The sequence below is a fragment of the endosymbiont of Riftia pachyptila (vent Ph05) genome (assembly GCF_000224455.1).
GTDB classification, from domain to species: domain Bacteria; phylum Pseudomonadota; class Gammaproteobacteria; order Chromatiales; family Chromatiaceae; genus Endoriftia; species Endoriftia persephonae.
Genome location: NZ_AFOC01000051.1, coordinates 1 through 25994 on the forward strand (window position 1 = coordinate 1; position 25994 = coordinate 25994).

At 60.7% G+C, this 25994-nt stretch carries 23 protein-coding genes, 1 tRNA gene and 3 pseudogenes; all 27 read left to right on the forward strand.

The features are described from left to right. A pseudogene (locus RIFP1SYM_RS18065) lies at window positions 1–600 on the forward strand (hypothetical protein); the annotation flags it as partial. Beyond that, the gene (locus RIFP1SYM_RS09310; protein WP_005962955.1) at window positions 597–1397 is read left to right on the forward strand and encodes a tetratricopeptide repeat protein; all 801 of its coding nucleotides are present in this window, start codon (window positions 597–599) and stop codon (window positions 1395–1397) included. The pseudogene RIFP1SYM_RS18065 and the gene RIFP1SYM_RS09310, both read left to right, overlap by 4 nt. Beyond that, window positions 1303–3405, forward strand: coding sequence for a tetratricopeptide repeat protein (locus RIFP1SYM_RS09315; protein WP_240992069.1), 2103 nt, complete (start codon window positions 1303–1305; stop codon window positions 3403–3405). The genes RIFP1SYM_RS09310 and RIFP1SYM_RS09315 overlap by 95 nt, the downstream gene beginning before the upstream one ends. Continuing rightward, window positions 3392–4006: a tetratricopeptide repeat protein gene (locus RIFP1SYM_RS09320; protein WP_240991679.1), complete on the forward strand. Its 615-nt coding sequence runs from the start codon at window positions 3392–3394 to the stop codon at window positions 4004–4006. The genes RIFP1SYM_RS09315 and RIFP1SYM_RS09320 overlap by 14 nt, the downstream gene beginning before the upstream one ends. A 2-nt stretch (window positions 4007–4008) precedes the next feature. Beyond that, complete coding sequence (locus tag RIFP1SYM_RS09325; RefSeq protein ID WP_005962961.1) at window positions 4009–4281, forward strand: hypothetical protein; 273 nt, start codon at window positions 4009–4011, stop codon at window positions 4279–4281. 34 nt (window positions 4282–4315) lie between these two features. Further along, window positions 4316–4960 carry a MotA/TolQ/ExbB proton channel family protein gene (locus tag RIFP1SYM_RS09330; RefSeq protein WP_005962963.1) on the forward strand — a complete coding sequence of 215 codons (645 nt, stop codon included), beginning with the start codon at window positions 4316–4318 and terminating at the stop codon, window positions 4958–4960. Further along, the gene (locus tag RIFP1SYM_RS09335) at window positions 4957–5472 is read left to right on the forward strand and encodes an ExbD/TolR family protein (protein WP_005962965.1); all 516 of its coding nucleotides are present in this window, start codon (window positions 4957–4959) and stop codon (window positions 5470–5472) included. The genes RIFP1SYM_RS09330 and RIFP1SYM_RS09335 overlap by 4 nt, the downstream gene beginning before the upstream one ends. Further along, on the forward strand, window positions 5469–5990 hold the full coding sequence (locus tag RIFP1SYM_RS09340) for an ExbD/TolR family protein (RefSeq protein ID WP_005962969.1): 522 nt from the start codon (window positions 5469–5471) through the stop codon (window positions 5988–5990). The genes RIFP1SYM_RS09335 and RIFP1SYM_RS09340 overlap by 4 nt, the downstream gene beginning before the upstream one ends. Beyond that, entirely contained in the window at window positions 5987–6973 is a 987-nt protein-coding gene (locus tag RIFP1SYM_RS09345) for an AgmX/PglI C-terminal domain-containing protein (RefSeq protein WP_005962972.1), read from the forward strand. The genes RIFP1SYM_RS09340 and RIFP1SYM_RS09345 overlap by 4 nt, the downstream gene beginning before the upstream one ends. Beyond that, window positions 6970–7971, forward strand: a complete 1002-nt coding sequence (locus RIFP1SYM_RS09350; RefSeq protein WP_005962975.1) for an FAD:protein FMN transferase — start codon at window positions 6970–6972, stop codon at window positions 7969–7971. The genes RIFP1SYM_RS09345 and RIFP1SYM_RS09350 overlap by 4 nt, the downstream gene beginning before the upstream one ends. A gap of 160 nt (window positions 7972–8131) precedes the next feature. After that, the gene (gene cysE, locus RIFP1SYM_RS09355; RefSeq protein ID WP_006475191.1) at window positions 8132–8944 is read left to right on the forward strand and encodes a serine O-acetyltransferase; all 813 of its coding nucleotides are present in this window, start codon (window positions 8132–8134) and stop codon (window positions 8942–8944) included. Window positions 8945–9020: 76 nt separating this feature from the next. Further along, entirely contained in the window at window positions 9021–9518 is a 498-nt protein-coding gene (gene iscR, locus RIFP1SYM_RS09360) for a Fe-S cluster assembly transcriptional regulator IscR (RefSeq protein WP_006475192.1), read from the forward strand. A gap of 45 nt (window positions 9519–9563) precedes the next feature. Continuing rightward, window positions 9564–10778, forward strand: a pseudogene (locus tag RIFP1SYM_RS09365) (IscS subfamily cysteine desulfurase). A gap of 22 nt (window positions 10779–10800) precedes the next feature. After that, window positions 10801–11184, forward strand: coding sequence for a Fe-S cluster assembly scaffold IscU (gene iscU / locus RIFP1SYM_RS09370; protein ID WP_005962988.1), 384 nt, complete (start codon window positions 10801–10803; stop codon window positions 11182–11184). A 35-nt stretch (window positions 11185–11219) separates the two neighbouring features. Then, window positions 11220–11543: an iron-sulfur cluster assembly protein IscA gene (iscA, locus tag RIFP1SYM_RS09375; RefSeq protein WP_005962991.1), complete on the forward strand. Its 324-nt coding sequence runs from the start codon at window positions 11220–11222 to the stop codon at window positions 11541–11543. A gap of 64 nt (window positions 11544–11607) precedes the next feature. Beyond that, on the forward strand, window positions 11608–12153 hold the full coding sequence (hscB, locus tag RIFP1SYM_RS09380; RefSeq protein ID WP_005962994.1) for a Fe-S protein assembly co-chaperone HscB: 546 nt from the start codon (window positions 11608–11610) through the stop codon (window positions 12151–12153). Between the two features lie 24 nt (window positions 12154–12177). Next, window positions 12178–14048, forward strand: a pseudogene (gene hscA, locus RIFP1SYM_RS09385) (Fe-S protein assembly chaperone HscA). Window positions 14049–14069: 21 nt separating this feature from the next. Further along, window positions 14070–14408 carry an ISC system 2Fe-2S type ferredoxin gene (gene fdx, locus RIFP1SYM_RS09390; protein ID WP_005963000.1) on the forward strand — a complete coding sequence of 113 codons (339 nt, stop codon included), beginning with the start codon at window positions 14070–14072 and terminating at the stop codon, window positions 14406–14408. Between the two features lie 14 nt (window positions 14409–14422). Further along, the gene (gene iscX, locus RIFP1SYM_RS09395) at window positions 14423–14623 is read left to right on the forward strand and encodes a Fe-S cluster assembly protein IscX (RefSeq protein ID WP_005963002.1); all 201 of its coding nucleotides are present in this window, start codon (window positions 14423–14425) and stop codon (window positions 14621–14623) included. A gap of 271 nt (window positions 14624–14894) precedes the next feature. Next, window positions 14895–16322 (forward strand): cation:proton antiporter, encoded by a 1428-nt coding sequence (locus RIFP1SYM_RS09400; protein WP_240992068.1) that lies wholly within the window; start codon window positions 14895–14897, stop codon window positions 16320–16322. A 73-nt stretch (window positions 16323–16395) separates the two neighbouring features. After that, on the forward strand, window positions 16396–17001 hold the full coding sequence (locus RIFP1SYM_RS09405; RefSeq protein WP_138921884.1) for a molecular chaperone: 606 nt from the start codon (window positions 16396–16398) through the stop codon (window positions 16999–17001). Window positions 17002–17096: 95 nt separating this feature from the next. Then, entirely contained in the window at window positions 17097–19346 is a 2250-nt protein-coding gene (gene parC, locus RIFP1SYM_RS09410; protein WP_006475198.1) for a DNA topoisomerase IV subunit A, read from the forward strand. Between the two features lie 81 nt (window positions 19347–19427). Further along, a tRNA-Leu gene (locus RIFP1SYM_RS09415) sits at window positions 19428–19512 on the forward strand. Window positions 19513–19606: 94 nt separating this feature from the next. Beyond that, the gene (gene tig, locus RIFP1SYM_RS09420) at window positions 19607–20893 is read left to right on the forward strand and encodes a trigger factor (RefSeq protein ID WP_006475199.1); all 1287 of its coding nucleotides are present in this window, start codon (window positions 19607–19609) and stop codon (window positions 20891–20893) included. 130 nt (window positions 20894–21023) lie between these two features. After that, window positions 21024–21665: an ATP-dependent Clp endopeptidase proteolytic subunit ClpP gene (gene clpP, locus RIFP1SYM_RS09425; RefSeq protein WP_005963017.1), complete on the forward strand. Its 642-nt coding sequence runs from the start codon at window positions 21024–21026 to the stop codon at window positions 21663–21665. 148 nt (window positions 21666–21813) lie between these two features. Continuing rightward, window positions 21814–23091: an ATP-dependent Clp protease ATP-binding subunit ClpX gene (clpX, locus tag RIFP1SYM_RS09430; protein ID WP_005963020.1), complete on the forward strand. Its 1278-nt coding sequence runs from the start codon at window positions 21814–21816 to the stop codon at window positions 23089–23091. A 216-nt stretch (window positions 23092–23307) separates the two neighbouring features. Beyond that, window positions 23308–25749, forward strand: coding sequence for an endopeptidase La (gene lon / locus RIFP1SYM_RS09435; protein WP_039960183.1), 2442 nt, complete (start codon window positions 23308–23310; stop codon window positions 25747–25749). The last annotated feature ends 245 nt before the right edge of the window (window positions 25750–25994 follow it).

The following is a 25994-nucleotide window of genomic DNA, read 5'->3' on the forward strand; positions in this document are numbered from 1 at the left end:
AGGGCCGAAGCGGCGCTCTCCGATCAGTCTCTGCAGAGTCTGCGGCAGCGCCACGATGAGTTGCTTGAAAAGGAACATAAACTGGCCGGCGGCAGTCAGCCGATGCGGCTGGCAGATGCAAAAGAGCAGGCGCAGCTGGTGCGCATCGAGTCGATCGAACGACGCCTGGATGCGCTGGGCGATGTGGCTGGGCTCGAGGAGAAACGGCAGCGCCTGCGGCTGATGAAGGGGCTGCTGCGCTGGCAAGTGGAGAGCGATTTTAAACCCCGCTTCTGGCAATTCAGCAAAGACCTTCGCTCAGTTAACACGGAGCTGGAGCAGAGCGAACGTCAGCGCCAGCGTCTGCAGCAGGCGGTGCAACAGGCGCCGGGCCGCTTCAAAGGTTTTGCCATGCGGATCGATGCGCTGAAGGCGCGCATTGCCGAGCTGCAGCCTGCGCTGAATCAGACCCTGCAGGCCCAGGCCGACGAACTGAAGCGCCTCGCCAGCGAGTCGCTGCAGCAGCGTAAGGTGGGTCTCGACGGTCTGCGTGCCCGCGCCCGCTTTGCCCTCGCCCAGTTGCAGGATCGGGCTGCCAGCCGTGCTGGAGCGACGCCATGAGGGCAGTGGCGCTGATCCTGCTTCCTCTCCTGTTGCAGGGGTGTGTCTCCTGGCTGCAGCGTGAGCCGGGGCCGCCGACCCTGGCCAGCCTGCAGGCCCGCCCGCGAACAGTGCAGGCGGAGCCGGTGGTGGCGCCACCCGCCGGGCAGGTGATGGCGGGCTACCAGGTGCTGCTGCAACAGCCGGCGCCGCCCGAGCTGACTTGGGAGGCGACCCGGCGACTGGCAGATTTGCAGCTGGAACAGGGTGAGGAGCGCCTCGGCGATGCGTCTGCTGGGGATGCGTCAGCGCAGGATTTCGCCAGCGCCATCGCGCTCTATCGTAGGCTGTTGGAGCAGGATGGGGCCTTTGCCGGACGTGACCGGCTGCTCTACCAGTTGGCCCGGGCGGAGGCGCTGGCTGGTCGTCCGGCGCGCTCGCAGCAGGCCCTCGATCAGCTGGTGCGGGAGCATCCCAACTCCCCCTATCTACAGGAGGCGCAGTTCCGCCGTGGTGAGTGGCTGTTCGCGCAGGCCGACTATGCTGGAGCCGAGCACGCTTATGCTGCTGCGGTGGCAGCTGGCGAGGCCTCGCCCTTCCATCAGCGTTCGCTGTTCAAACTTGGCTGGGCGCTGTTCAAACAGCAGCATTTCGAAGCGGCGCTGGATGCCTTCACTCGATTGCTTGATCGGCGGGCCGATGCCCTGGAACGGCTCGACAGTGATGCGCTGGCGCGCGGCGAAGCGGGAGCTGCTGCAGGATACCCTGCGGGTGGTGAGCCTCAGCTTCATCCAGTTGGGCGGTGCTGCCGGCATTGATCGCTACTTCCGGCAAAACGGAGGCAGGGGCTGGCTGCACCGAGTCTATCGCAGCCTGGGTGATCTCTATCTGAAGCAGCAGCGCATCCTCGATGCGGCTGGCGCCTATCTCGCCTTTGTGCGGCAGCATCCGAGTTATCCGCAAGCACCGGGTCTGCAGTTGCTGGCGATCGATAACTTCACCAAACATGGTTTTCCCAGTCAGGCGCTGGCGGCGAAACAGGAGCTGGCGGAGCGTTACCGGCTCAACGGCCCCGCTTGGCGGGAGCTGGATCCGTCGAGCCGGGCCGAGCTTACCCCTCATCTGCGTCGTCATCTGCGTGATCTGGCCGCCCACTACCACGCGTTGGTGCAGCAGAAGGGGAAGGCTTCAAAAGCGCAGCGGGATGCATGGTTCGAGCAGGCAGTGGCCTGGTATCGCCACTACCTGGTGCGTTTCCCCGGTGAGGCGGAGAGTGGTGCGGTGAACTTTCTGCTGGCGGAACTGCTGTTCGAGCGGGGTGCGTTCAACCAGGCGGTGGTGGCGTATCAGCGCAGCGCCTATGACTATCCGCCCCATAAGGACGCCGCCGAGGCGGGCTATGCAGCGTTACTGGCCTTTGAAAAGCAGACGCCGCGCCTGCCCGAGGCGCAACGCCCAGAGTGGCAGCGTCAGGCGGCTGAGAGTGGGCTGCGCTTTGCTGACCGGTTTGGCAATGATCCGCGGGCCGCCAAAGTGCTGAGCCGCAGTGCCCAGCAGTTGTTTGAGCTGGGTGATTACGCCCGGGCCCGTACGCTGGCGCGGCGCAGTCTGAAGTCGGGCTCCAGCCTGGAGCAGAAGGCGCAGCGGGTGAGCTGGATGGTGGCCGCCCATGCCGCCTTCGAACTGGCCGACTACGTCGAGGCTGAGGTGGGCTACAGCCAGCTGTTACAACTGCCGGGATCAGAAAAAAACAGCCAGGGTATGATCCGCGAAAAGCTTGCCGCCGCCATCTACCAGCAGGGCCGTGCTCAGCGGGAGAAGGGCGCAACGGCGGCCGCGGCCCGGCACTTTCTGCGCGTCGGCCAGGTGGTGCCCGGGGCGACGATCCGTGCCACCGCCGAATACGATGCCGCCGCCAGCCTGATCGCGGCAAGTCGTTGGGCCGAGGCGGCCGAGGTGTTGGAGGCGTTTCGTCGTCGCTATCCCAAACATGAGTCGATTGCTGATGTGCAGCGCAAACTGGCGCTGGTTTATCTGCAGGATAAGCAGCCGCTGCAGGCTGCCGCTGCCTTTGAGCGGGTCGCCGCCACCCCCCAGGCGATCGATGTGCAGCGCCAGGCTGCCTGGCAGGCAGCGGAGCTCTACCAGCAGGCCGGCAGCGGAAAGCAGGCGGTGACTGCCTTCAAGCGCTATGTGAAGCGTTTCCCTGAGCCACAGGAGCCGGCGATGGAGGCGCGCCAGCGGCTGGTCGAGCTCTACCAGCAGCAGGATCAGTCTGCCAAACGCGACTACTGGCTGCGTCAGCTTGTTGTGACGCAGCGCAAGGCCGGCCAGGCCAGTAGTGAGCGCAGCCGTTATCTCGCTGCCCATGCGGCGTTGCGGCTGGCCGAGCCGGAGTTCTCTGCGTTTGAGCGGATCCCGCTGAAGCGCCCGTTGGCGCGCAGTCTGAAGCAGAAGAAGGCGCAGATGCAGCGCGCCATCCAAGCCTTTGAATTGGCGGCTGGTTTTGCCCAGGCCGGGGTGACCACCCAGGCGACCTTCCGCCTCGCCGAGATCTACCGGCTGTTTGGCGAGTCGCTGCTGCACTCTGAACGTCCGGCCGGACTCTCGGCGGTGGAGCTGGAGCAGTATGAGTTGTTGCTGGAGGAGCAGGCCTTCCCCTTCGAGGAGCGGGCGATCGAGGCTCACCAGGTGAATGCCAGGCGGGCCGCCCAGGGGAGCTATGACGCGTGGGTCAGGCAGAGTTTCGAGCGCTTGGCGGCGCTGAGCCCGGCGCGTTATGCCAAGCAGGAGCAGGGGGAGCGGGTGTTCGATGCATTGCGTTAGACCGATCTCTCTTCTACTACTGCTCCTGCTGCTGGTGGGCTGTGCCGGTATCACACCGCGTTTGGATGCACCGCCGCAGGTCGTTACGGAACAGAAGCCGGCATCGCCTGCGGGACTGCCTGAGCCGGCCCAGGCTCAATTGCGGCAGGCGATCAGCGCGATGCAGACAGGTGATGAGGCGCAGGCCGTGCTGCTGTTGCAGGGCTTGGTGGAGGCGTATCCCGATCTGCTCTCGCCCTGGCTCAATCTGGGTATCCTGCGGCTCAGGACGGGGCAGCTGGAGAGTGCCGATGCGGCACTGCAGCAGGCGCTGCGGCTTGATCCGGAGAACCCGGTGGCACGGCATCAACGGGCTATCGTGCTGCGTCACCAAGGGCGCTTTAAGGAGGCGCTGGCACTCTATCAGGCGCTGCTCGCAGCGCATCCTGATCACGCCCTGGGGCACCGCAACTTGGGCATCCTCTACGATCTCTATCTGAATCAGCCGCAGCAGGCGCTGGCGCACTACCGGCGCTATGCAGCGCTCTCTGTCGATGAGCAGGCGGAGAGCAGAGTGTGGATCGCCGAGCTGCAGCGGCGCATTGCGGCGGAGGACCGATAAGCATGAACAGAACCTCTTTTCATTGGCTGCTGTTGGCGCTGCTGATGCAGACGCCGGCCCAGGCGGAGCAGCGGCTGGAGCTGCAGGGCACCTCGATCATCGGCAGTCGCGAGTCGCCCCAGGTGCTCTATCTGGTGCCCTGGCAGAAACCGGGGCCGGGACAGCCGCTGGGGATGCCGTCGCTGCAGTCGGCCAGTGATCTGCTGGCGCCGATCGAGCGGGCGCAATTTCGCCGCCGGCTCGACTATTTCAACGCGGTCGCTGAGCGGCCCTAATCGACACTATCTGACCCAACTGAGGGAGAGCACCATGGACAATCTTCACACAATCATCCGTTTTTTCCAGGAGGGGGGGCTGTTTATGTACCCGATCCTGCTGATCTTCGCCGCCGGGCTGGCGATCGCTATCGAGCGCTACCTCTATCTGTCCAGTGCTCGGCTGCGCAACAATCGTTTCTGGACTCGGGTGTTGCCGCAGTTGAATGAGGGTGACTTCAAACAGGCGTTGAAGTCGGCTGCGGATTCCAGCACCGCCTTGGGGCGCATCATGGTCTACGGTCTGGATCGGGTGCGCAGCGCGCGCCGCCGCAGCGATCTGGAGATGGCGATGGAGGAGGGGCTGATGGAGGAGATACCACGCTTCGAGAAGCGCACTCACTATCTCAGTACCCTGGCCAATATCGCCACCCTGCTGGGGTTGCTGGGCACCATCATTGGCCTGATCAATGCCTTTACTGCGGTCTCGGCGGCCGATCCGGCGGAGAAGGCCGATCTGCTCTCCGCCAGTATCTCGGTGGCAATGAATACCACCGCGTTTGGCCTGATGGCGGCGATCCCGCTGCTGTTGGTCTACACCCTGCTGCAGAGCCGCACCACGCAGATCGTTGACAGCCTGGAGATGGCCTCGGTGAAGTTCCTCAATATCGTCACCGAACGGGCTGGGAGTGCGCGATGAGACGCCGCTCGCGACGGCTCCACGAAGAGGCGGAGCTGAACATCACCGCGTTCATGAATCTGATGGTGATCCTGGTGCCGTTTCTGTTGATTACTGCCTCCTTTTCGCGCATGGCGGTGTTCGATCTCTATCTGCCGCCGGCCGCCGCGGGTGGTGAGCCGGCCAAGGGCGAGCTGCAGCTGGAGATCATCGTGCGTCACGACGCCATCGAAGTGGCCGATCGCAACGGCGGGCTGATCCAGCGTATCGAGGCGGACGATCCGGACAGGCAGCTGCAGCGCTTGTCGCAGCTGCTGCAGGCGCTCAAGGCGCGTTATCCCGACAAGCGCACAGCCTATCTGCTGGCGGAGCCGCAGGTCGCCTACGATACCCTGGTGCAGGTGATGGATCGGGTGCGGGTCGCCGAGCTGGTGCAGGCCGGTTCGCTGGTGCAGGCGGAGTTGTTCCCCGATATCTCCCTGGGGGATGCGCCGCCGCTGCCCGAATCGGCAGGGCAGGGGGAGAGATCATGAAGCTGTCACGCCGGGCCAAACGCATGCAGCGCCACCATCGGCGTAACCGTGGTCGTGGTGCCATCAACCTGGTGTCGCTGATGGATATCTTCACCATCCTGGTGTTCTTCCTGCTGGTCAACTCCTCCGAGGTGCAGATTCTGCCCAACGCCAAGGCGCTGCAGCTGCCGGAGTCGAGTGCTGAGCAACGTGCCGAGGAGTCGTTGGTGGTGATGCTGAATCGCCAGGAGATCCTGCTGCAGGGGCACCCGGTGGCGCAGCTTGCGGAGCTGATGGAGGGCGACTCGGAGCTGATCGCGCCGCTGGCGCAGGCGCTGGCAGCGCGGGCGGCTGAGCAGCAGACAGCAACAACAGCGGAGGGTGCGGCAAGCGGTGATATCACTATCATGGCCGACAAGCAGACTCCCTATCGGCTGCTGAAACGGGTGATGTTGACCTGCGCCGAGAGCCGCTTCGGCAACATCTCGCTGGCGGTACTGCGTCGCCCCGAGGTGGGTGAGTCGGAGGTGGCGTTATGAGTGTGATGGTGCATCGTCTGGAACTGCCCTGGAACACCCTGCACTGGGAGGACAGGCAGTTTCGCTGGCTGCAGTTGGGGCTGTTGAGTGTGGCGCTGCTGCTGGGGTGGGTGGTCTCGGTGGTGGAGCTGCCACAGCCTGAACGGATCAAGCGGGTTCAGCCGCCGCGACTGGCGAAATTGACCCTGGAGCGGCGGCCGGTCGAACTAGTGAAGCATAAACCGCCGGAGATTGAGATCCCCGAGGCCAAACCCAAGCCGGTGGTGAAACCTAAGCCAAGGCCCAAACCGAAACCTAAACTGGTGGCAAAAAAGCGGCCGAAGGCGCCACCGGCCAGGGTGGCGAAACGGCGGGTGCAGAGCGATCCGGCCGCCGCGCGACGCAAGGCGCAGCAGTCGGGCCTGCTTGCCTTCGCCGATGAGCTGGCGGATCTGCGTAGCGCGCCGGTGGTGAGTAGCACCACAGCGACTCGCAGTCTCTCCAAGGCGGGCAATCAGGCGAAAAAGGTGGCGCGTTCTCTGGTGACCGCGGACGCCGCTAGGGGCAGTGCCGGCATCGACACCAGTCGCTTGAGCCGCGATACCGGTGGCCAGGGTTTGAGTGGCCGCAAAACGACCCAGCTGCGTTCGGCAGTGCAGGGCAATGGTGGCGGTGGCAGTCGCGCCAGTCGGCCGATCAGTAACAGCCTTGAGGGCCAGCGCAGCAGCGAAGAGGTGCAGTTGGTATTTGATCGCAATAAGGGGGCGGTCTATGCCATCTATAATCGGGCCTTGCGCAAGGATCCGACCCTACGCGGCAAGCTGCTGCTGGAGATCACCATCGCCCCCTCGGGCAGGGTGACCGATTGCCGGCTGCTCTCATCGGAGCTGAACAATCCGAGCCTGGAGCGCAAGCTGCTGGCACGGATCCGCATGTTCGACTTCGGTGTGAAGGATGTGGCGATCACGGTGGTCTCCTATCCGATCGACTTTCTCCCCTCATGACGAGGGCTGTCGTCTGGCTGCTTCTGCTGTCGCTGTTCAGCCTTGGTGCGCAGGCACAGGCGCAGTGGCTGCAACGCAGCGCCGATATCATGGGGACCCGGGTCGTGATCCAGCTCTGGAGCGAGTCGGTGGGGGCGGGCGAGGTGGCGATCGAGGCGGTATTGGAGGAGCTGCGTCGGATCGATCGGGCGATGAGTCCGTTTCGTTCCGACAGTGAGCTGTCACGGGTCAACCAGCAGGCGGCCCAGGGTGCGGTGGTTATCAGCGATGAGCTATATGGGGTGCTGGCGCGGGCGCAGCAGATCTCGGAGCTAAGTGACGGGGCCTTCGATATCACCTTTGCCAGTGTGGGGCATAGATACGATTATCGACGCGGCATCAGGCCCAGCGAGCAGCAACTCGAACAGCTGCTGCCGATGATCGACTATCAACATCTAGTGCTGACTCCAGATCCTCCCCGTCTGGCATTTGCTCGACCGGGGGTGCGCATTGACCTGGGCGGTATCGCCAAGGGCTATGCGGTGGATCGGGGCATCGCCATCCTGCAGCAGCACGGCATCGAACATGCGCTGCTCAGCGCTGGCGGTGATAGCCGTTTTCTCGGCGACCGGCGTGGCCGCCTTTGGCGGGTGGGGGTGCGCGACCCCGATGATAAGGCGGGTATCAGGGCGCTGTTGCCGTTGAGCAATACGGCACTCTCCACCTCCGGTGATTATGAGCGCTTCTTCATCCAGGATGGGGAGCGCTATCACCATATTCTCAACCCGCGCTCGGGCCGATCGGCCAAGGGGTTGCGCAGCGTTTCGGTGCTGGGAGCGGAGGCGATCACCACCGATGCGCTCTCTACCGCGCTGTTTGTGCTGGGGCGACAGGCCGCTATGGCGCTGGTGGAGCGGTTGCCAGGCATCGAGGCAGTGCTCGTCGATACAGAAGGGCGTCTGCACTTTTCGTCGGGGCTGGGCCAGGCCGGCCAGTCTGCAGCGGCGGCTCTCGATTAGATCGCTTTCGGCTCAGGCGCTCGCAGGAACAGTCCCTCCTGCTCTATTTCCTAGTATTTTACATGGTATTGTGGATAATCTCCCCCCCGGATATCGCTATGCTAGTGGCACTGGCCCAGTGGGCGGGTCTGTGAGTATAGGCAAGATTTTGGAGGGGCTGATGGGCTTCGGTTGGTGGGAAGACATTCAGTGCGTGTTCGAGCGCGATCCGGCGGCGCGCACCACCTTTGAGATACTCACCACCTATCCGGGGGTGCATGCGGTGATGTTTCACCGCCTCTCCCATTGGCTCTGGAATGCGGGCCTGAAGTGGCTGGCGCGAGTCAACGCCAACATCGCTCGCTGGCTAACCGGTATCGAGATCCATCCGGGTGCGGTGATCGGCCGGCGCTTTTTTATCGACCACGGCATGGGGGTGGTGATCGGTGAGACCGCGATCATCGGTGATGATTGCACCCTCTATCATGGTGTCACCTTGGGTGGTACCAGCTGGGAGAAGGGCAAGCGCCACCCGACCCTGGCTAACAATGTGGTGGTGGGTGCGGGCGCCAAGGTGCTTGGGCCGATCCTGATCGGCCAGGGCGCGCGTATCGGTTCCAATGCGGTGGTGGTGAAAGATGTGCCGCCCGGCGCTACCGCGGTGGGTGTGCCGGGGCGGTTGATCACGCCGAAGAAAGCGGCCGATGGTCATCGCGAGGCGATTGCCAAGAAGATTGGTTTCGATGCCTATGGCGCAACCAAGGATGCCCCCGATCCGGTCGCCCATGCGATCAACTGCATGCTCGATCACATGCACGTGATGGACAATAAGATGCAGTCGATGTGCGAGGCGCTGAAGAAGATGGGTCTGTCTGAGGAGGATGGTGTGATACCACCGCTGGACTCCTGCGAGATCGTCTCCACTGCGGAAGAACTGCTGAAGCTGGATGAGGCGAGTGGCGAGACCCCGGCGAAGAATAAAACCGCAGAATGACTGGGGTGCAAAATACTTGACTAAAATACTTGGGAATGTATATTAGCGACCAAACATATTGTTTGGAGCGAAGCGCGTGAAGCTTACCACAAAAGGTCGTTATGCCGTAACGGCGATGCTCGACCTGGCACTCCACTACGGTCGGGGGCCGATCACCCTAGCGGATATTGCCCAGCGACAGGGGATATCGCTCTCCTACCTGGAGCAACTCTTCTCTCGTCTGCGCAAAAAGGAGCTGGTGACGAGTGTGCGGGGGCCAGGTGGCGGCTACAGCCTGGGGCGCGAAGCGGCTGAGATCTTCATCGGCGAGGTGATTACCGCGGTCGATGAAAGTATGGATACCACTCGTTGCCACGGCGCCCACAACTGTCAGAATAATGATCGCTGCCTGACCCACGACCTGTGGGCCGACCTGAGCGAGCAGATCTACCACTACCTCAACCGCATCAGCCTGCAGGACCTGATGGACCGCAAGGCGGTGAAAGAGGTGTCAGAACGGCAGGAGCAGGAAGAAGAGGGGCCATCGATTGCTATCAGCTCCCTCACAGAAGCCAGCAATCCAGCGAGTGCCTGAGCACCCGCCCTTTATCCCTTTCCCTATTTCGGAGTCGATTGAGAAATGAAGTTACCGATCTATATGGACTATTCAGCTACTACCCCGGTCGACCCCCGGGTTGCCGAGCTGATGTGTAGTTTCCTGACTCCTGATGGTGATTTTGGCAACCCGGCGTCACGCTCCCATTCCTTTGGTTGGACTGCGGACGAGGCCGTGAGCCGGGCGCGCAAACAGGTGGCGGAACTGGTCAATGCCGATCCGAAAGAGATCGTCTGGACCTCCGGCGCTACCGAGTCCGACAATTTGGCGATCAAGGGTGTGGCCCACTTCTATCAGAAGAAGGGCAAGCACATCATCACCTGCAAGACCGAACACAAGGCGGTACTCGACACCTGCCGTCAGCTGGAACGCGAGGGCTTCGAGATTACCTATATGGATCCCGAGCCGAACGGCCTGATCGATCTGGGCAAGCTCGAGGCGGCGTTGCGCGACGACACCATCCTGGTCTCGATCATGCACGTCAATAACGAGATCGGCGTGATCCAGGATATCGAGGCGATCGGTGAGCTGACCCGACCCCGCAAGATCCTGCTCCATGTCGATGCTGCCCAGAGCGCCGTAAGGTGCCGATCGACCTGCAGCAGATGAAGGTCGACCTGATGTCCTTCTCCGCGCACAAGATCTACGGACCCAAGGGTATAGGCGCGCTCTACGTGCGTCGCAAGCCGCGGGTGCGGCTGGAGGCGCAGATGCACGGCGGTGGCCACGAGCGCGGTATGCGCTTCCGGTACCCTGGCAACCCACCAGATCGCTGGTATGGGCGAGGCGTTCCGTATCGCCGGCGAGGAGATGGTGGCCGAGAATGAGCGTATCCAGGCCCTGCGCCAACGCCTGTGGGACGGTATCAAGGATATGGATGAGGTCTACCTGAATGGCGATCTGGAGCGGCGCGTCGCTGGCAATCTGAATGTCAGTTTCGCCTTCGTCGAGGGTGAATCGCTGATCATGGCGCTGAAGGATCTGGCGGTCTCCTCCGGTTCCGCCTGCACCTCGGCCAGCCTGGAGCCGAGCTACGTACTGCGCGCGCTGGGGCGTGAGGATGAGCTGGCGCACAGCTCGATCCGTTTCACATTCGGTCGCTTCTCCACGCTGGAAGAGGTGGACTACGCGGTGGAGAAGATTCGCAGCCAGGTGAGCCGCCTGCGTGAACTCTCCCCCCTGTGGGAGATGTTCAAAGATGGTATCGATCTAAAATCGATCCAATGGGCGGCACACTGATTTTTCGATAGAGGTTAAGGTTATGGCATACAGTGATAAGGTACTCGACCACTACGAGAATCCGCGCAATGTGGGTGCTTTCGACAACGAAGAGAAGAGCGTCGGCACCGGCATGGTGGGTGCGCCGGCCTGTGGTGATGTGATGCGTCTGCAGATAAAGGTCAACGACGCTGGGGTGATCGAGGATGCCCGCTTCAAGACCTACGGCTGCGGTTCCGCCATCGCCTCTAGCAGCCTGCTCACCGAGTGGGTAAAGGGCAAGACCCTGGATGAGGCGCAGCAGATCAAAAACTCAGAGATCGCCGAAGAGCTGGCGCTGCCGCCGGTCAAGGTGCACTGCTCGGTCCTGGCTGAAGATGCGATCAAGGCTGCGATCAAAGATTACACCGACAAGAATGCGGGGTAAGGTCCCTGTGATCGATAACCCTGCGGAGTAGCAAGATGGCAATCACTATCACAGAAGCCGCTGCCAAGCGGGTCGAGGCATTCCTCAGCAACCGTGGAAAAGGCATTGGCATCCGTCTGTCAGTGCGCACCTCCGGCTGTTCCGGTATGGCTTACGAGATGGAATTTGTTGATGAACTCGACGAAGATGACGTGGTGTTCGAGGATTGTGGCGTAAAGGTGGTGATCGACCCGAAGAGTCTGGTCTATCTGGACGGCACCGAGGTCGACTTCGCCAAAGAGGGCCTCAACGAGGGCTTCAAATTCAACAACCCCAACGCCAAGGGTGAGTGCGGCTGCGGCGAAAGCTTCACCGTTTGAGGTCACTCCAGTTGGAACAGGAGCCTAAGAGTCCGGCTGCCTAGGGCAGCCGGCTTTTTTCGATATGCTGGATCTTTCGAAAAATTATTTTGAACTGTTCGGGCTGCCGGTGGGCTTCATCGTTGATGTTGATTCGCTGGCGGAGCGCTATCGCGACCTGCAAAGGGTGATGCATCCGGACCGCTTTGCCAACGCAACTGATCAGGAACGGCGGCTCTCGGTGCAGGGCGCGGCACTCATCAACGAGGCCTTCCAGACCATCAAAGATCCGATTGCCCGTGGTGCCTATCTACTCTCGATGCATGGCATCGAGATGGATATGGAGAAAGAGACCACCATGGACGCGGCCTTTCTGATGGAACAGATGGAGCTGCGTGAAGAGCTGGAGCAGGCACGCAGCCAGGCAGATCCTTACGACGCGGTGTTCGAGCTGCGTGGGCGCATCAACAAAAAGATCAATACCCTGGTCGGACAGATGGCGGTGCAGTTCGAGAGCGCCACCCCTGAGCAGCTGGAAGCGAGCCGGGAGATCCTGCGCAAGATGCGGTTTCTGCAGCGCTTGCGGGCCGAGGTCGAGGCCGCGGAAGCTGAGATCGAAGACGCACTCTGAACATCATTGGACTGAAACTGAATCATGGCACTATTGCAGATCGCCGAACCGGGCCAGGCCCAGGCACCCCATCAGCACCGGCTGGCCGCCGGTATCGACCTGGGCACCACTAACTCGCTGGTCGCCAGCGTGCGCAGCGGCAGGGCAGAGACCCTGGCCGATTCCGAGGGGCGCCACTGCTGCCTTCCGTGGTGCGCTACAGCGATGAGGGGATCAGCGTCGGCCATGCAGCGAAGGCGCAGGCGGCGCAGGATCCATTCAACACCATTGCTTCGGCGAAACGTCTGATCGGCCGTGGCGTGGAGGAGATCAAGACCCTCGGCAGCCAGCTTCCCTACCAATTTGTTGGCACTGAGACGGCGGTGCCGCGGATCCGCACGGTGGCTGGCGATGTCTCGCCGGTTGAGGTCTCCGCCGAGGTGCTCAAAGTGTTGGCACAGCGCGCCGAGTCAACCCTCGGCGGTGATCTTACCGGGGTGGTGATTACCGTCCCCGCCTACTTCGACGAAGCGCAGCGTCAAGCCACCAAAGACGCCGCCAGACTGGCCGGTCTGAATGTCTTCCGGCTGCTCAACGAACCCACCGCCGCGGCCGTTGCCTACGGACTCGACAAGGGGGCCGAAGGGTTGCACGCGATCTACGACTTGGGTGGTGGCACCTTCGATATCTCCATTCTGCGGCTGCACAAGGGGGTCTTCGAGGTGCTGGCTACCGGTGGTGATTCAGCCCTTGGCGGTGACGATTTCGACCGTGTAGTGGCGGAGTGGATGATGCAGCAGGCGGGCATCCAGGACGGCGCGGACCACCGCCAGATGCGTCGTCTGATGCGCGACGCCTGTGCCGCCAAAGAGGCCCTGAGCGAAGCGGATGCGACTGAGATCGAGCTTGAACTGGCGGATGGTACACATTGGCAGGGCCGGCTTGAGCGCGAACAGTTCAACGCGCTGGTCGAACCGCTGATCAAAAAGACCCTGATGGCCTGTCGCCGGGCGCTGCGCGATGCGGGTGTCGAACCGGAGCAGGTCGAAGAGGTGGTGATGGTGGGCGGTTCTACTCGGGTACCGCGGGTGCGTGAGCGGGTTGGTGAACTATTTGGTGGTGAGCCGCTGGTCGATATCGACCCGGATCGGGTGGTGGCGGTGGGGGCGGCGATCCAGGCCGACATCCTGGCCGGCAACAAGCCCGATGACGAGATGCTGCTGCTCGACGTGATCCCCCTCTCGCTCGGCATCGAGACTATGGGTGGGCTGGTGGAGAAGCTGATCAGCCGCAACACCACCATCCCGGTGGCCCGCGCCCAGGAGTTCACCACCTTCAAGGATGGCCAGACGGCGATGGCGATCCACGTGCTGCAGGGTGAGCGGGAGCTGGTCAGCGATTGCCGCTCCTTGGCGCGATTCGAGCTACGCGGTATCCCACCGATGGTGGCCGGCGCGGCGCGCATTCGCGTCACCTTCTCGGTGGATGCGGATGGCCTGCTCAGCGTGATGGCGGTGGAGCAGAGCAGCGGGGTGCAGGCACAGATCGAGGTCAAACCCTCCTACGGGCTGACCGATAACGAGATCGAAAGCATGCTGCGCGCCTCTATCGACCATGCCGATGATGACAAACAGGCGCGTGCTCTGCGTGAGCAGCAGGTGGAAGCGGATCGGGTGATTGAGGCGCTGGAAGCAGCGCTGGCCGCAGATGGCGAGCGGTTGCTCGATAGTGACGAGCGCGCCACCATCGATGCCGCCCTGCAGCAGCTGCGTGACCTCTCCCGCGCCGATAGCCTGGCCGAGATCAAGCAGGCGATTTCGGCGCTGGAGAAGGCCTGTGGCTTCTACGTCGAGCGGCGCATGAATCAGAGTATCCAGCAGGCGATGGCTGGCCACAGTGTTAATGAATTTGAGTGAGTTTCAGCAGGAGAAGCCGTAATGACCCAGTTGATCTTCCTGCCCCACGAAGAGATCTGCCCCGAGGGTGCCGTGATCGAGGCGGAGCCAGGCACCACCATCTGCGATGCGGCGCTGGCCGGCGGCGTCGAGATCGAGCATGCTTGTGAGAAGTCCTGCGCCTGCACCACCTGCCACGTGATCGTGCGTGAGGGTTTTGATTCCCTGGAGGAGTCGACTGAGGAGGAGGATGACCTGCTCGACAAGGCCTGGGGGCTGGAGCCGGAGTCGCGCCTTAGCTGTCAGGCGCGGGTAGGGGATGAGGATCTGGTGATCGAGATTCCCAAATACACCATCAACATGGTCTCAGAGAGCCACTGAGCGAGGAGCATGTCATGGGACTGAAGTGGATCGATATCCAGGATATCGCCATCGAGCTGGACGAGGCCTACCCTGAGGTGGATCCGACACAGGTCAACTTTGTCGACCTGCGCAACTGGGTGATGGCGCTCGATGACTTCGACGATGACCCGGAGCACTCCGGCGAAAGGGTCCTCGAGGCGATCCAGGCGGCCTGGATCGAAGAGCGGGAGTAGGAAGAGGGGGCGCCGTGCCGCGCCGCGATGCGAGTGGAATGGCATGCTGAATAGAAAGCCACGCTTTTGCCCAGAATCCCTGCTCCAGGTTTGACGTTTCTCCCTAGAGCCTGAGTATCCCTGGTGACAGGGTTCCACCGTTCTCTATCTCTCCACACTGTGCACCTCTTTGTTTCCATTAAAGTGGTCGGCCTGACCTTGTAGTAAACTGCCAGTAACGATGGTTCCTCTGCCGCAGACCTTTTTCGCTGCGGCGTGAATGAGGGGTGTGATGGTCGCTGAGCCGAATATCGCTACAGGTCTCTCGCATGGCGACCCGGTGGCGCCAGTGATCTTTGGCGTCACCCTGATCCTGATCGCGGCACTGATCGGACGCTACACGGCGCGCCAGTTGAAGCAGCCCTCGGTGCTGGGTGAGCTGGTGATGGGGGTGGTGCTGGGTAACCTGCTGCACTTCGCCGGCTTCGAGCTGATGAGCGTGTTGCGCGAAGGGGTTGGCTGCACCGAGTTGTCGGGTCTGGTGATGTCGGGGTTGTCGCTGGAACAGGCGGTGCAGCAGCTGGTCGGGCCTGAGTATGCCGCTGGCTTCCTGCAGGTGGTGAGCGGCCCGCATGGGCGCGAGTATCTGTCGGTGGCCCAGGCGGTGGATGTCTTCTCCCGCTACGGCGTGATCTTTCTGTTGTTTCATATCGGTCTGGATACCTGCGTAGCGCAGCTGCAGCGGGTCGGTGGTGACTCTCTGCGGGTGGCGCTGATCGGTGTACTGGCTCCCTTTGCGCTCGGCTTTCTAGTCACCTGGTGGCTGACGCCGGATGCCCCCCACACCCAGCATATGTTTCTCGGCGCGACGCTGGGTGCCACCAGCATCGGTATCACTGCCCGGGTATTGCAGGATCTCGGCCAGAGTCGCTCCGGGGTGGCCCAGGTGGTTGTCGGTGCGGCGGTGATGGACGACGTGCTCGGTCTGGTGATGCTGGCGATCGTCTCCGGCATCGTGGTCACCGGCAGTATCGAACTGGATGAGATCCTGCGTATCATCCTGTTGGCGAGCCTGTTTATCGCCAGTGTGCTACTGCTCGGGCCGCATATCATCCGCGCCCTGATCCGCCTGCTGCGACACATGGAGGTGGTGGAGGCGAAGCTCTTTATCCCGTTTGTGTTTGTCATGACGCTTGCCTGGCTGGCCAATCTGGTGGGTCTGGCGACCATTGTTGGTGCATTCGCCGCTGGTCTGTTGATGCTCGACAGTCACTTCCAGGCCTGGGGCGACTACCGTAAGCACAAATACTCGATCAAGGAGCTGTTCGCGCCGCTGGAGGCGATTCTGGTGCCGATCTTCTTTGTCCTGATGGGCATACAGGTGAAGCTGGAGAGCTTTCTCGATCCGCAGGTGCTGCTGCTCTCGGCAGGACTGACCCTGGTGGCGGTGCTCGGCAAACTGGTGGCAGGTCTGGGTGTGATGGGGGCTGATCGCAGGCGTTTGGCGGTGGGCATTGGCATGATGCCACGGGGTGAGGTGGGGCTGGTGTTTGCCTCCATCGGCATCAGTCTGAATGTGATCGACAAGGCGATGTTTTCGGCGGTCTTGATGATGGTGATGGTGACGACCCTGGCCACCCCGCCGCTGTTGAAGTGGGCGCTGGGTGACTCTACAGAAGGCAAGGGCCCGGATCGCTCGGTCGGCAAGCAGTGCCAGTAGGGCTTGCGGATTGTCATTGTCGATGATGCGCGCAGCTGTTTTATCATCTGATCAGAATCTTTGGTCTGCCGTCATGTGTATCACCCCGCTAACATCCTTCAACCAGCAAGCGCATCGGGATCCGACCTGGTGGGATCGGGTCTGCTGGTCTCCCTTGTCGCTGCTGAGTCTGGAGGGGGTGCTGGGGTTTTCTCTTGCGGTTTGGGCTGGGCTGAGCCTGGAGCTGGCGCCGCAGGCCTTCAATCTGCTCTATGGGGTGTTGCCCTTTTTTCTGTTTGGCCTTTTGCTGCAGCACTATCCACGCTGGCTGAGAAGTCGGGCGGTGGCACAGCTGCGCTTCTCTGTGATCGGCCTGCTGTTGCTGACGGCACAGCTGTTCTGGTTGCTCAACGCCTGGGATCTGATCGGGCTGCTGCCCTATCTGATCGCCCTGTCAGCCGCCTGGTATCTGCTGCTGGATGGTTTGCGACAGCTCTATCGCCTGGCGCCGGGTAACGGCTATCGGCACGAGCGCTGGATCAATCACGCCCTGGGGCTCGGTGCTCTGCTGTTTCTGCTTGGGGGTGTGGGTGGCTTGAGCGGTGAGTTTGCAGTGCTTTGGCTGTCGATTCTGCTCGGTCTGGGACTGTTTCTGCTGCCGACCCTGCTTCTGTTCTGGCTGCGCCTGCGGCTGAGTTGATTCCCCTGCGTATTCCCTAATTCTGGGGCATTCCGTATTATCTCCGGCTGTTTCGGGCCCTTTGGCCCTTTATGACTGGAAGAAAAGCTGCCCAGATGAGCGATACCATCGATCAGAGCCTGGAAGGGGTGGAGCGACTGCCGCTCAGCCTTTTCACTGAGAAGGCCTATCTCGACTACTCCATGTACGTCATCCTCGACCGCGCCCTGCCGCACATCGGCGACGGTCTCAAGCCGGTGCAGCGACGTATCGTCTACGCCATGTCGGAGCTGGGACTGAGCGCGGCGGCCAAGTTCAAGAAGTCGGCGCGCACCGTGGGTGATGTGCTCGGCAAGTTCCATCCCCACGGTGACTCTGCCTGCTACGAGGCGATGGTGCTGATGGCGCAGCCCTTCTCCTACCGCTATCCGCTGGTGGATGGGCAGGGCAACTGGGGCTCGCCGGACGATCCAAAATCCTTCGCCGCGATGCGTTACACTGAGTCGCGCCTCACCCCCTATTCACAGGTGCTGCTCTCTGAGCTGGGCCAGGGCACGGTGGAGTGGCAGCCGAACTTCGACGGCACTCTGCAGGAGCCGTCGCTGCTGCCGGCACGCCTGCCCAATGTGTTGCTCAACGGTTCCACCGGTATCGCGGTGGGCATGGCCACCGACATCCCGCCGCACAATCTACGCGAGGTGGCCGCCGCCTGCGTGCATCTGCTGGAGTCGCCCAAGGCGAGCCTCGATGATCTGCTCGACCACATCAAAGGGCCGGACTACCCCACCGAGGCGGAGATCATCACCCCGCCGGAGGAGATTCGAAAGATTTATGTCAGCGGCAAGGGCTCGATCCGCATGCGTGCCCGCTATGAGCGCGAGCAGGGCGAGATCATTGTTACCACGCTGCCGCACCAGGTCTCCGGGGCGCGGGTGTTGGAGCAGATCGCGGCGCAGATGCAGGCGAAGAAACTGCCGATGGTGGAGGATCTGCGTGATGAGTCGGATCATGAGAGCCCGACTCGGCTGGTGATTGTGCCGCGCTCCAATCGGATCGATGTAGAGCGCCTGATGTCGCATCTGTTCGCTAGTACCGACCTGGAGCGCAGCTATCGCGTCAATATCAACCTGATCGGCACCAATGGTCGCCCTGAGGTGAAGGATTTGCTGAGCCTGCTGCGGGAGTGGCTGGCGTTTCGCACCGCGACGGTGACTAGGCGGCTGCAATATCGGCTCGATCAGGTGCTGGATCGGCTGCATCTCCTCGAAGGTCTGATGATCGCCTACCTCAATATCGACGAGGTGATCGCCATCATTCGCTATGAGGATGACCCTAAGGCGGAGCTGATGCGCCGCTTTGCTCTCTCCGAGCGGCAGGCCGAGGCGATCCTCAATCTGCGGCTGCGCCACCTGGCGAAGCTGGAGGAGTTCAAAATCCGCGGCGAGCAGGATGAGCTGGAGCAGGAGCGCGACTGGCTGCAGAAGACCCTCGGCTCCAAGCAACGCCTGCGCACCCTGATCCGTAAGGAGATTGAGGCCGATGCGGAACGGTTTGGTGACGAACGCCGCTCTCCTATCGTCGAGCGGGCGGCGGCGGAGGCACTCTCCGAGACCGATCTGAGCCCCAGCGAGCCGGTTACGGTGGTACTCTCGGAGAAGGGTTGGGTGCGCGCCGCCAAGGGGCATGAGATCGATCCCGCCGGGCTCAGCTACAAGGCGGGTGATCACTATCTCGCTGCGGCGCAGCTGCGCAGCAACCAGGCTGCGGTGTTTCTCGACTCCAGCGGGCGCAGCTACGCGCTGCCGGCACATACCCTGCCGTCGGCGCGGAGTCAGGGTGAGCCGCTGACCGGTCGCCTTGCGCCGCCGGTGGGGACCAGCTTCTGTGCGGTGCTCGGCGGTGATGCCAAACAGTGGTATCTGCTCGCCTCGGATGCGGGCTACGGCTTCCGTGTACAGCTCGAGGTGATGCAATCGAAGAACAAGGCAGGCAAGGTGCTGTTGACTCTGCCGAAGGGGGCGAAGGTGCTGCCGCCGCTACCGGTGCATGATCCGGATGGTGAGCGGGTGGTGGCGATCACCAATGAGGGTCGCATGCTGGTCTTCCCGCTGGCGGAGTTGCCCGAGCTGAATCGCGGCAAGGGCAACAAGATTATCGGGATCCCGCCGAAGCGAGTGGCGTCGCGCGAGGAGTTTGTAATTGCCCTGGCGGTGGTGCCGGCAGGGAGCGCGCTTACTGCTTATGCGGGCAAGCGCCATATCACCCTGAAGTCATCCGATCTTGATAGCTATCAGGGTGAGCGGGGACGTCGTGGCAACAAATTGCCGCGTGGTTTCCAGAGGGTCGACCGGATCGAGCCCAGTTGACGATCCTGGTGTGACTTCCGGCGTGGATGCGCTGTCAATATGTGGATATAATGCACGATTCTACGCCGGAAGTGCGGATATGCGAAAGTGGCGGAATTGGTAGACGCGCTGGATTTAGGTTCCAGTGGGGCAACCCGTGGGAGTTCGAGTCTCCCCTTTCGCACCAAATTTATCATAATCCCGGTTACGGGGTTCGATCTGAATTCAACTTAGAGACTTTAAAATTGTGAGGTGGCCTGCGCTGCCAGGAGACGAGATTGATGCAAGTATCGCTGGAATCAGGGGAAGGTCTGGAGCGGATCCTCTCTGTGGAGTTGCCTGCTGAGCGGGTCGAGGAAGAGGTAAGCAGACGCCTGGAAGAGATCGGTCGCACTGCCCGCATGGATGGTTTTCGTCCTGGCAAGGTGCCGATGCGGATGCTGCGCCGTCAGTATGGTTCTCAGGTGTTGCAGGAGGTCTACGGCTCGCTGGTGGAGTCGAGTTATCAGGATGCGCTGCAGCAGCAGAACCTCAATCCTGTTGGTCCGCCGAAGATTGAGCCCAAACAGAGCGATGATGAGAGTGTCTTCGCCTATACCGCGACACTGGAGGTGATGCCGGAGATCGAGCTGGCAAAGATCGAGGGCAAGATTACCCGCCCGGTGGCCCAGGTGGTCGACCAGGACGTAGAGGATATGATCGAGAAGCTGCGTGGGCAGCGCATCAGCTGGAATCCGGTGGAGCGCGCCGCGGCAGAGCAGGATCAGGTCAAGATCAACTTTAAGGGCATTATGGATGGTGAGGCCTTCGATGGTGGCAGCGCCAATGATGTGCCGCTGGTGCTGGGTTCCAACAGCATGATCGACGGTTTTGAATCCGGCCTGATCGGCGCCCTGGCCGGTGAGAGCCGCACCCTGGAACTCAAATTCCCTGAAGACTACCGGGTGGAAAAGCTGGCGGGTAAGCCTGTAACCTTTGAGGTGGACGTGATCGAAGTGGCTGAGGCGGTACTGCCTGAGCTCGATGATGCGTTCGCCAAAGAGTTCGGTTCCGACGAGGGTGTGGAGAAGCTGAAGAGCGATATCCGCGAGAATATGGAGAACGAGCTGAAACAGCGAATCAAGGCGCGTCTCAAAGGGCAGGCGATGGACCTGCTGATCGAATGTAATGAGCTGCACGTGCCGACGGCGCTGGTGGACGAGGAGATCGACGCGCTGCGTAATCAGACTCGCAGTCGCCTGCCTGCCGGTTCCTCCTCCATGGAGCTGCCACGCGACATGTTTGAGTCTCAGGCCAAGCGCCGGGTCGGGCTAGGACTGCTGATCGCGGAAGTGATCAAGAAGAACTCGATTAAACTGGATGATGAGCGGGTTCGTCAGACCATCGAGGAGTTCGCCGCCAGCTATGAGCAGCCTGAGGAAGTGATCAAGCACTACTACGCGAATCAGGAGCAGCTTGCCGCAGTACAGAATGTGGTGCTGGAAGATCAGGTGGTCGACTGGGTCATGGAGCAGGCTGATGTTGTCGATGAGCCGACAAATTTTGCGGAGCTGACCGCGGAAAGCTGATCCGCCGAGCTGGCAACAGGCCAGGTTTTGGGGCGGGAGGATTGTGCTGAAGCCTGGTCTTTGGGATGGCACCACCATCCCCTGCCGAGCATAGGGTAATGGGCCTGTCGGCCCTAAGGATTTCGAAGAGATGACCGATATACAAAACATGGGTGGAGTGGATACACAGAATCTGGGTTTGGTGCCGATCGTCATTGAACAGACGGCGCGAGGCGAGCGATCCTTCGATATCTATTCGCGCTTGCTGAAGGAGAGGGTGATCTTCCTGGTGGGTCCGGTGGAAGATAACATGGCCAACCTGGTGGTGGCGCAGCTGCTGTTTCTTGAATCCGAGAATCCGGACAAGGATGTTCACCTCTATATCAATTCACCGGGCGGCTCGGTTACAGCAGGCATGTCAATCTACGACACCATGCAGTTTATCCGTCCGGACGTCAGTACTATGTGCATTGGCCAGGCTGCCAGTATGGGTGCGTTGCTGTTGACGGGGGGGGCGCCTGGCAAGCGTTATTGCCTGCCCAACTCACGCATGATGATCCATCAGCCGTTGGGTGGTGTTCAGGGGCAGGCGTCGGACATCGAGATCCACGCAAAAGAGATTCTGTTGCTGCGCGAGAGACTTAACGAGATCTTGGCTCACCATACCGGGCAGTCGCTGAAGCAGATTGCAGCGGATACGGAACGTGATAATTTTTTGGGTGGTGAAGATGCTGTTGCCTACGGCCTGATCGATCAGGTGTTGGCGCAGCGCAGCCTGGCGGCGGGCGAATAGAGGGTGTGGCTTCCTCAGTTACTCCGAATTTGTCTGGATGAGTCAGTTTGTGGCGTGCTACCTTGCCATCAGGTTTGGGTTCGATATGATTAGGCATGCTCGGGAGAACGGGATGCGGACCAGTAAACTCTCGCAGGAGATTGTATAGATGAGCGGCGACAAGAACGGTAAGAACGACGACGGTAAACTGCTTTACTGTTCATTTTGCGGCAAAAGCCAGCATGAAGTGCGGAAGCTGATTGCTGGTCCATCAGTTTTCATCTGCGACGAGTGTGTCGAACTTTGCAACGACATCATCCGTGAAGAGATGCATGAGTCTGGCGAGAAATCCTCAGATAGCCTGCCCCGTCCTCACGAGATCAATAAAACCCTTGATCAATACGTCATCGGCCAGCAGCGCGCAAAAAAGGTGCTCTCGGTGGCGGTCTACAATCATTACAAGCGTCTGGAGAGCCTCGGCAAAGAGAGCGATATCGAACTTGCCAAATCGAATATCCTGCTGATCGGCCCCACCGGATCAGGTAAAACTCTGCTGGCGGAGACGCTGGCGCGCCTCCTTGATGTACCCTTCACCATCGCGGACGCGACCACTCTGACAGAAGCAGGCTATGTGGGCGAGGATGTTGAGAATATCATCCAGAAGCTGTTGCAGAAGTGCGATTATGATGTAGAGAAGGCGCAGACCGGCATCGTCTACATTGATGAGATCGATAAGATCTCCCGCAAGTCTGACAATCCTTCCATCACCCGGGACGTCTCTGGCGAGGGTGTGCAGCAGGCGCTGCTGAAGCTGATCGAGGGTACAGTCGCCTCGGTGCCGCCCCAGGGCGGGCGCAAGCATCCGCAGCAGGAGTTCCTGCAGGTTGACACCTCCAATATCCTGTTCATCGTCGGCGGTGCCTTTTCGGGCTTAGAGAAGGTGATCAAAGATCGTTCGGAGAAGGGAGGTATTGGGTTCTCCGCTGAGGTCCACAGCAAGGACGAAGCGCGTTCGGTGGGCGAGATCATCGTTGATGTGGAGCCGGAAGATTTGATTAAATATGGGCTGATTCCTGAGTTTGTCGGCCGTCTACCGGTGGTCGCGACCCTCCAGGAACTGGATGAGGATTCGCTGGTGAAGATCCTCACCGAGCCAAAGAATGCGCTTACCAAGCAGTATGGACGGCTGTTCGAAATGGAAGGGTGCGAACTTGAGATCCGCGCGGACGCTCTGCGCGCCATCGCAGGCAAGGCGATGGAGCGCAAGACGGGTGCACGCGGCCTGCGCACCATCCTGGAACAGGTGTTGCTCGACACCATGTATGACCTGCCCTCTATGGATAATGTTTCCAAGGTGGTGCTGGATGAATCGGTCATCGCCGGGGAGACGGAGCCGCTGATGATCTACGGCGGAGGGGAGCAGCAGCAGATTGCCGCTTCTGACTGATCTTAAAAGTTCTCCGGTGGGTGATTTGAGCTCGCCGGAGGGTTTTTATGCTTGAATTTTCCCCGGGACACCCCAATTCTATCCGTACGTTGTATGACAAACGCTGGCAGTAGCTTGCCGTTGCTAGTCTGCCGTTGATCTATCCATCACAGACGCCATGGCCCCATCACAGTGGTGGCTGGGTGGAATCCGTCTGTCTATTGGGGGCATGCCTTAATGGCCCAAGAAGAGAAGAGTTCTGGAATGACTGAACACTCAATGAATATCGTTCCTGTGTTGCCGCTGCGGGATGTGGTGGTCTACCCACACATGGTGATCCCCCTTTTTGTCGGACGAGACAAATCGATCCGCGCGCTTGATGCCGCAATGCAAAGCAACAAGCAGATCCTGCTGGCAGCGCAGAAGAGCGCTGATGTGGATGACCCCGAAGTAGGGGATATGTATGGCATTGGAACACTCGCAAATATCCTGCAACTGCTGAAATTGCCGGATGGCACGGTAAAGGTGCTGGTGGAGGGGGGTGAACGCACCAGGGTCGTTGAGTTTGTCTCAACTGACGACTATTTTACCGCGCAGATTGAGAGCCTCAGTGATGAGCTTTCACTGGAAGAGCGGGAGATAGAGGTGCTGATGCGTTCTGCCACTTCCCTATTTGATCAGTATGTAAAGCTCAACAAAAAGGTACCGCCCGAGGTGCTGACCTCGCTCTCAAGCATTGATGAGCCGAGCCGCCTTGCCGATACCATTGCCGCCCACATGTCGCTCAAGTTGGAAGAGAAGCAGCATGTGCTTGAGATGCCCGATGTGCGTGAGCGCCTTGAGCATCTGATGGGTTTGATGGAGGGCGAAAACGACATCTTGCAGATGGAAAAGCGTATCCGAGGCCGGGTTAAACGGCAGATGGAGAAGAACCAGCGCGAGTACTATCTGAACGAGCAGATGAAGGCGATCCAGAAGGAGCTGGGGGATCTGGATGAGGCGCCCAACGAGGTCGAGGAGCTTAGCAAGAAGATCGACGAGGTTGGAATGACCAAGGAGGCCAGGGAGAAGGCCCAGGCGGAGCTGAACAAGCTCAAGCTGATGTCGCCGATGTCGGCTGAGGCCACCGTGGTGCGCAACTACATCGACACCTTGGTTGGGCTGCCCTGGAAAAAACGTTCTAAGATCCGCAACGACATTGGACGCGCAGAAAGCGTGTTGGAAGAGGATCACTACGGGCTGGATAAGGTTAAAGAGCGCATCCTTGAATATCTGGCGGTGCAGCAGCGGGTGCGTAAGTTGAAGGGCCCGATCCTCTGTCTGGTTGGACCGCCGGGTGTTGGCAAGACCTCACTCGGGCAGTCCATCGCCCGCGCCACCAACCGCAAGTTCACCCGTATGGCTCTGGGTGGAGTGCGTGATGAGGCGGAGATCCGAGGTCACCGACGCACCTATATCGGCGCGCTTCCCGGCAAGATCATCAACAATCTCAGCAAGGTGGGGACGCGGAATCCGTTGTTTCTACTTGATGAGATCGACAAGATGGCGATGGATTTTCGCGGCGATCCCGCCTCCGCGTTGCTGGAGGTGCTCGATCCAGAGCAGAATCACACCTTCAACGATCACTATCTCGAGGTCGATTTCGATCTCTCCGAAGTGATGTTTGTGGCCACCGCCAATACTCTGAATATCCCGCCGGCGTTGCTGGATCGCATGGAGGTGATCCGTCTCTCTGGCTACACTGAAGACGAGAAAGTCAACATCGCGGAGCGCTATCTGGTACCGAAGCAGATGGAGAACAACGGACTCAAGCCGGATGAGATGGTGTTTCGTGAGGCGGCGGTCCGCGATATCGTGCGCTACTACACTCGCGAGGCGGGGGTACGTAACCTGGAGCGCGAGGTCGCCAAGGTCTGTCGCAAGGTGGTCAAGGAGATCCTGCTAAAGAAGCCTGCAAGCAAGATCACAGTCACCCCCAAGCGGTTGGAGTCCTACTTGAGCGTGAAGCGTTTCCGCTACGGGCGAGCAGATGATCACGACGAGGTCGGACAGGTGATCGGTCTGGCCTGGACAGAGGTGGGTGGCGAACTGCTGCGCATCGAGGCGGCGCTGATGCCGGGCAAGGGGCGGCTGAGCCATACTGGCCAGCTCGGTGAGGTAATGCAGGAGTCGATCCAGGCAGCGATGACGGTGGTGCGCAGCCGGGCGAAATCCCTGGGTCTGGAGAGCAGCTTCTACCAGAAATATGATATCCACATCCATGTGCCGGAAGGCGCTACGCCGAAGGATGGTCCGAGTGCCGGCATCAGTATGTGCACCTCACTAGTCTCAGCGCTGACTGGTATCCCGGTACGGGCAGATGTTGCGATGACTGGTGAGATCACCCTGCGGGGCGAGGTGCTGCCAATCGGTGGACTCAAAGAGAAGCTGCTTGCCGCGCATCGTGGTGGTATCGTAACGGTGGTGATCCCGGAAGAGAACGAACGGGATCTGGTGGAGATACCGAAGAATATCAAGCAGAATCTCGTGATCAAGCCGGTAAGGTGGATCGATGAGGTGCTGGAGATTGCGCTTGTGGAGATGCCCAGCCGGTTGAATGGCGAGGCAGAAAGCGTAAAGAAATCTACCGAGAGTGAAGAGCCGTTGGGGCAAAAAACCTCTGATGTGACGACCCATTAAGTGTTGTTTGAAGTGCCGGAGGGCGCTCGGTTTAGAGGAACCCGTTGCTTGACACGATTTCCGGCAGTGGGTATAAATTCCCGGCGATTCACGGCCCAACAAATGGGGCGTCACACAGATAATTTGGATCCGGTAAATAATTAAGCCGGAAGCCAGTATGGGGGAAAGCGATTAATGAACAAGACCGAACTGATTGAGTCAATAGCGGACGCGGCGGATATATCCAAAGCTGCGGCCGGGCGTGC

What these genes read in the sequence shown, in the direction of transcription:
- RIFP1SYM_RS09310 (WP_005962955.1), top strand. Translation starts at nt 597, where the DNA reads ATGAGGGCAGTGGCGCTGATCCTGCTTCCTCTCCTGTTGCAGGGGTGT.
- RIFP1SYM_RS09315 (WP_240992069.1), top strand. Translation starts at nt 1,303, where the DNA reads ATGCGCTGGCGCGCGGCGAAGCGGGAGCTGCTGCAGGATACCCTGCGG.
- RIFP1SYM_RS09320 (WP_240991679.1), top strand. Translation starts at nt 3,392, where the DNA reads ATGCATTGCGTTAGACCGATCTCTCTTCTACTACTGCTCCTGCTGCTG.
- RIFP1SYM_RS09325 (WP_005962961.1), top strand. Translation starts at nt 4,009, where the DNA reads ATGAACAGAACCTCTTTTCATTGGCTGCTGTTGGCGCTGCTGATGCAG.
- RIFP1SYM_RS09330 (WP_005962963.1), top strand. Translation starts at nt 4,316, where the DNA reads ATGGACAATCTTCACACAATCATCCGTTTTTTCCAGGAGGGGGGGCTG.
- RIFP1SYM_RS09335 (WP_005962965.1), top strand. Translation starts at nt 4,957, where the DNA reads ATGAGACGCCGCTCGCGACGGCTCCACGAAGAGGCGGAGCTGAACATC.
- RIFP1SYM_RS09340 (WP_005962969.1), top strand. Translation starts at nt 5,469, where the DNA reads ATGAAGCTGTCACGCCGGGCCAAACGCATGCAGCGCCACCATCGGCGT.
- RIFP1SYM_RS09345 (WP_005962972.1), top strand. Translation starts at nt 5,987, where the DNA reads ATGAGTGTGATGGTGCATCGTCTGGAACTGCCCTGGAACACCCTGCAC.
- RIFP1SYM_RS09350 (WP_005962975.1), top strand. Translation starts at nt 6,970, where the DNA reads ATGACGAGGGCTGTCGTCTGGCTGCTTCTGCTGTCGCTGTTCAGCCTT.
- cysE (WP_006475191.1), top strand. Translation starts at nt 8,132, where the DNA reads ATGGGCTTCGGTTGGTGGGAAGACATTCAGTGCGTGTTCGAGCGCGAT.
- iscU (WP_005962988.1), top strand. Translation starts at nt 10,801, where the DNA reads ATGGCATACAGTGATAAGGTACTCGACCACTACGAGAATCCGCGCAAT.
- iscA (WP_005962991.1), top strand. Translation starts at nt 11,220, where the DNA reads ATGGCAATCACTATCACAGAAGCCGCTGCCAAGCGGGTCGAGGCATTC.
- hscB (WP_005962994.1), top strand. Translation starts at nt 11,608, where the DNA reads ATGCTGGATCTTTCGAAAAATTATTTTGAACTGTTCGGGCTGCCGGTG.
- fdx (WP_005963000.1), top strand. Translation starts at nt 14,070, where the DNA reads ATGACCCAGTTGATCTTCCTGCCCCACGAAGAGATCTGCCCCGAGGGT.
- iscX (WP_005963002.1), top strand. Translation starts at nt 14,423, where the DNA reads ATGGGACTGAAGTGGATCGATATCCAGGATATCGCCATCGAGCTGGAC.
- RIFP1SYM_RS09400 (WP_240992068.1), top strand. Translation starts at nt 14,895, where the DNA reads ATGGTCGCTGAGCCGAATATCGCTACAGGTCTCTCGCATGGCGACCCG.
- RIFP1SYM_RS09405 (WP_138921884.1), top strand. Translation starts at nt 16,396, where the DNA reads ATGTGTATCACCCCGCTAACATCCTTCAACCAGCAAGCGCATCGGGAT.
- parC (WP_006475198.1), top strand. Translation starts at nt 17,097, where the DNA reads ATGAGCGATACCATCGATCAGAGCCTGGAAGGGGTGGAGCGACTGCCG.
- tig (WP_006475199.1), top strand. Translation starts at nt 19,607, where the DNA reads ATGCAAGTATCGCTGGAATCAGGGGAAGGTCTGGAGCGGATCCTCTCT.
- clpP (WP_005963017.1), top strand. Translation starts at nt 21,024, where the DNA reads ATGACCGATATACAAAACATGGGTGGAGTGGATACACAGAATCTGGGT.
- clpX (WP_005963020.1), top strand. Translation starts at nt 21,814, where the DNA reads ATGAGCGGCGACAAGAACGGTAAGAACGACGACGGTAAACTGCTTTAC.
- lon (WP_039960183.1), top strand. Translation starts at nt 23,308, where the DNA reads ATGGCCCAAGAAGAGAAGAGTTCTGGAATGACTGAACACTCAATGAAT.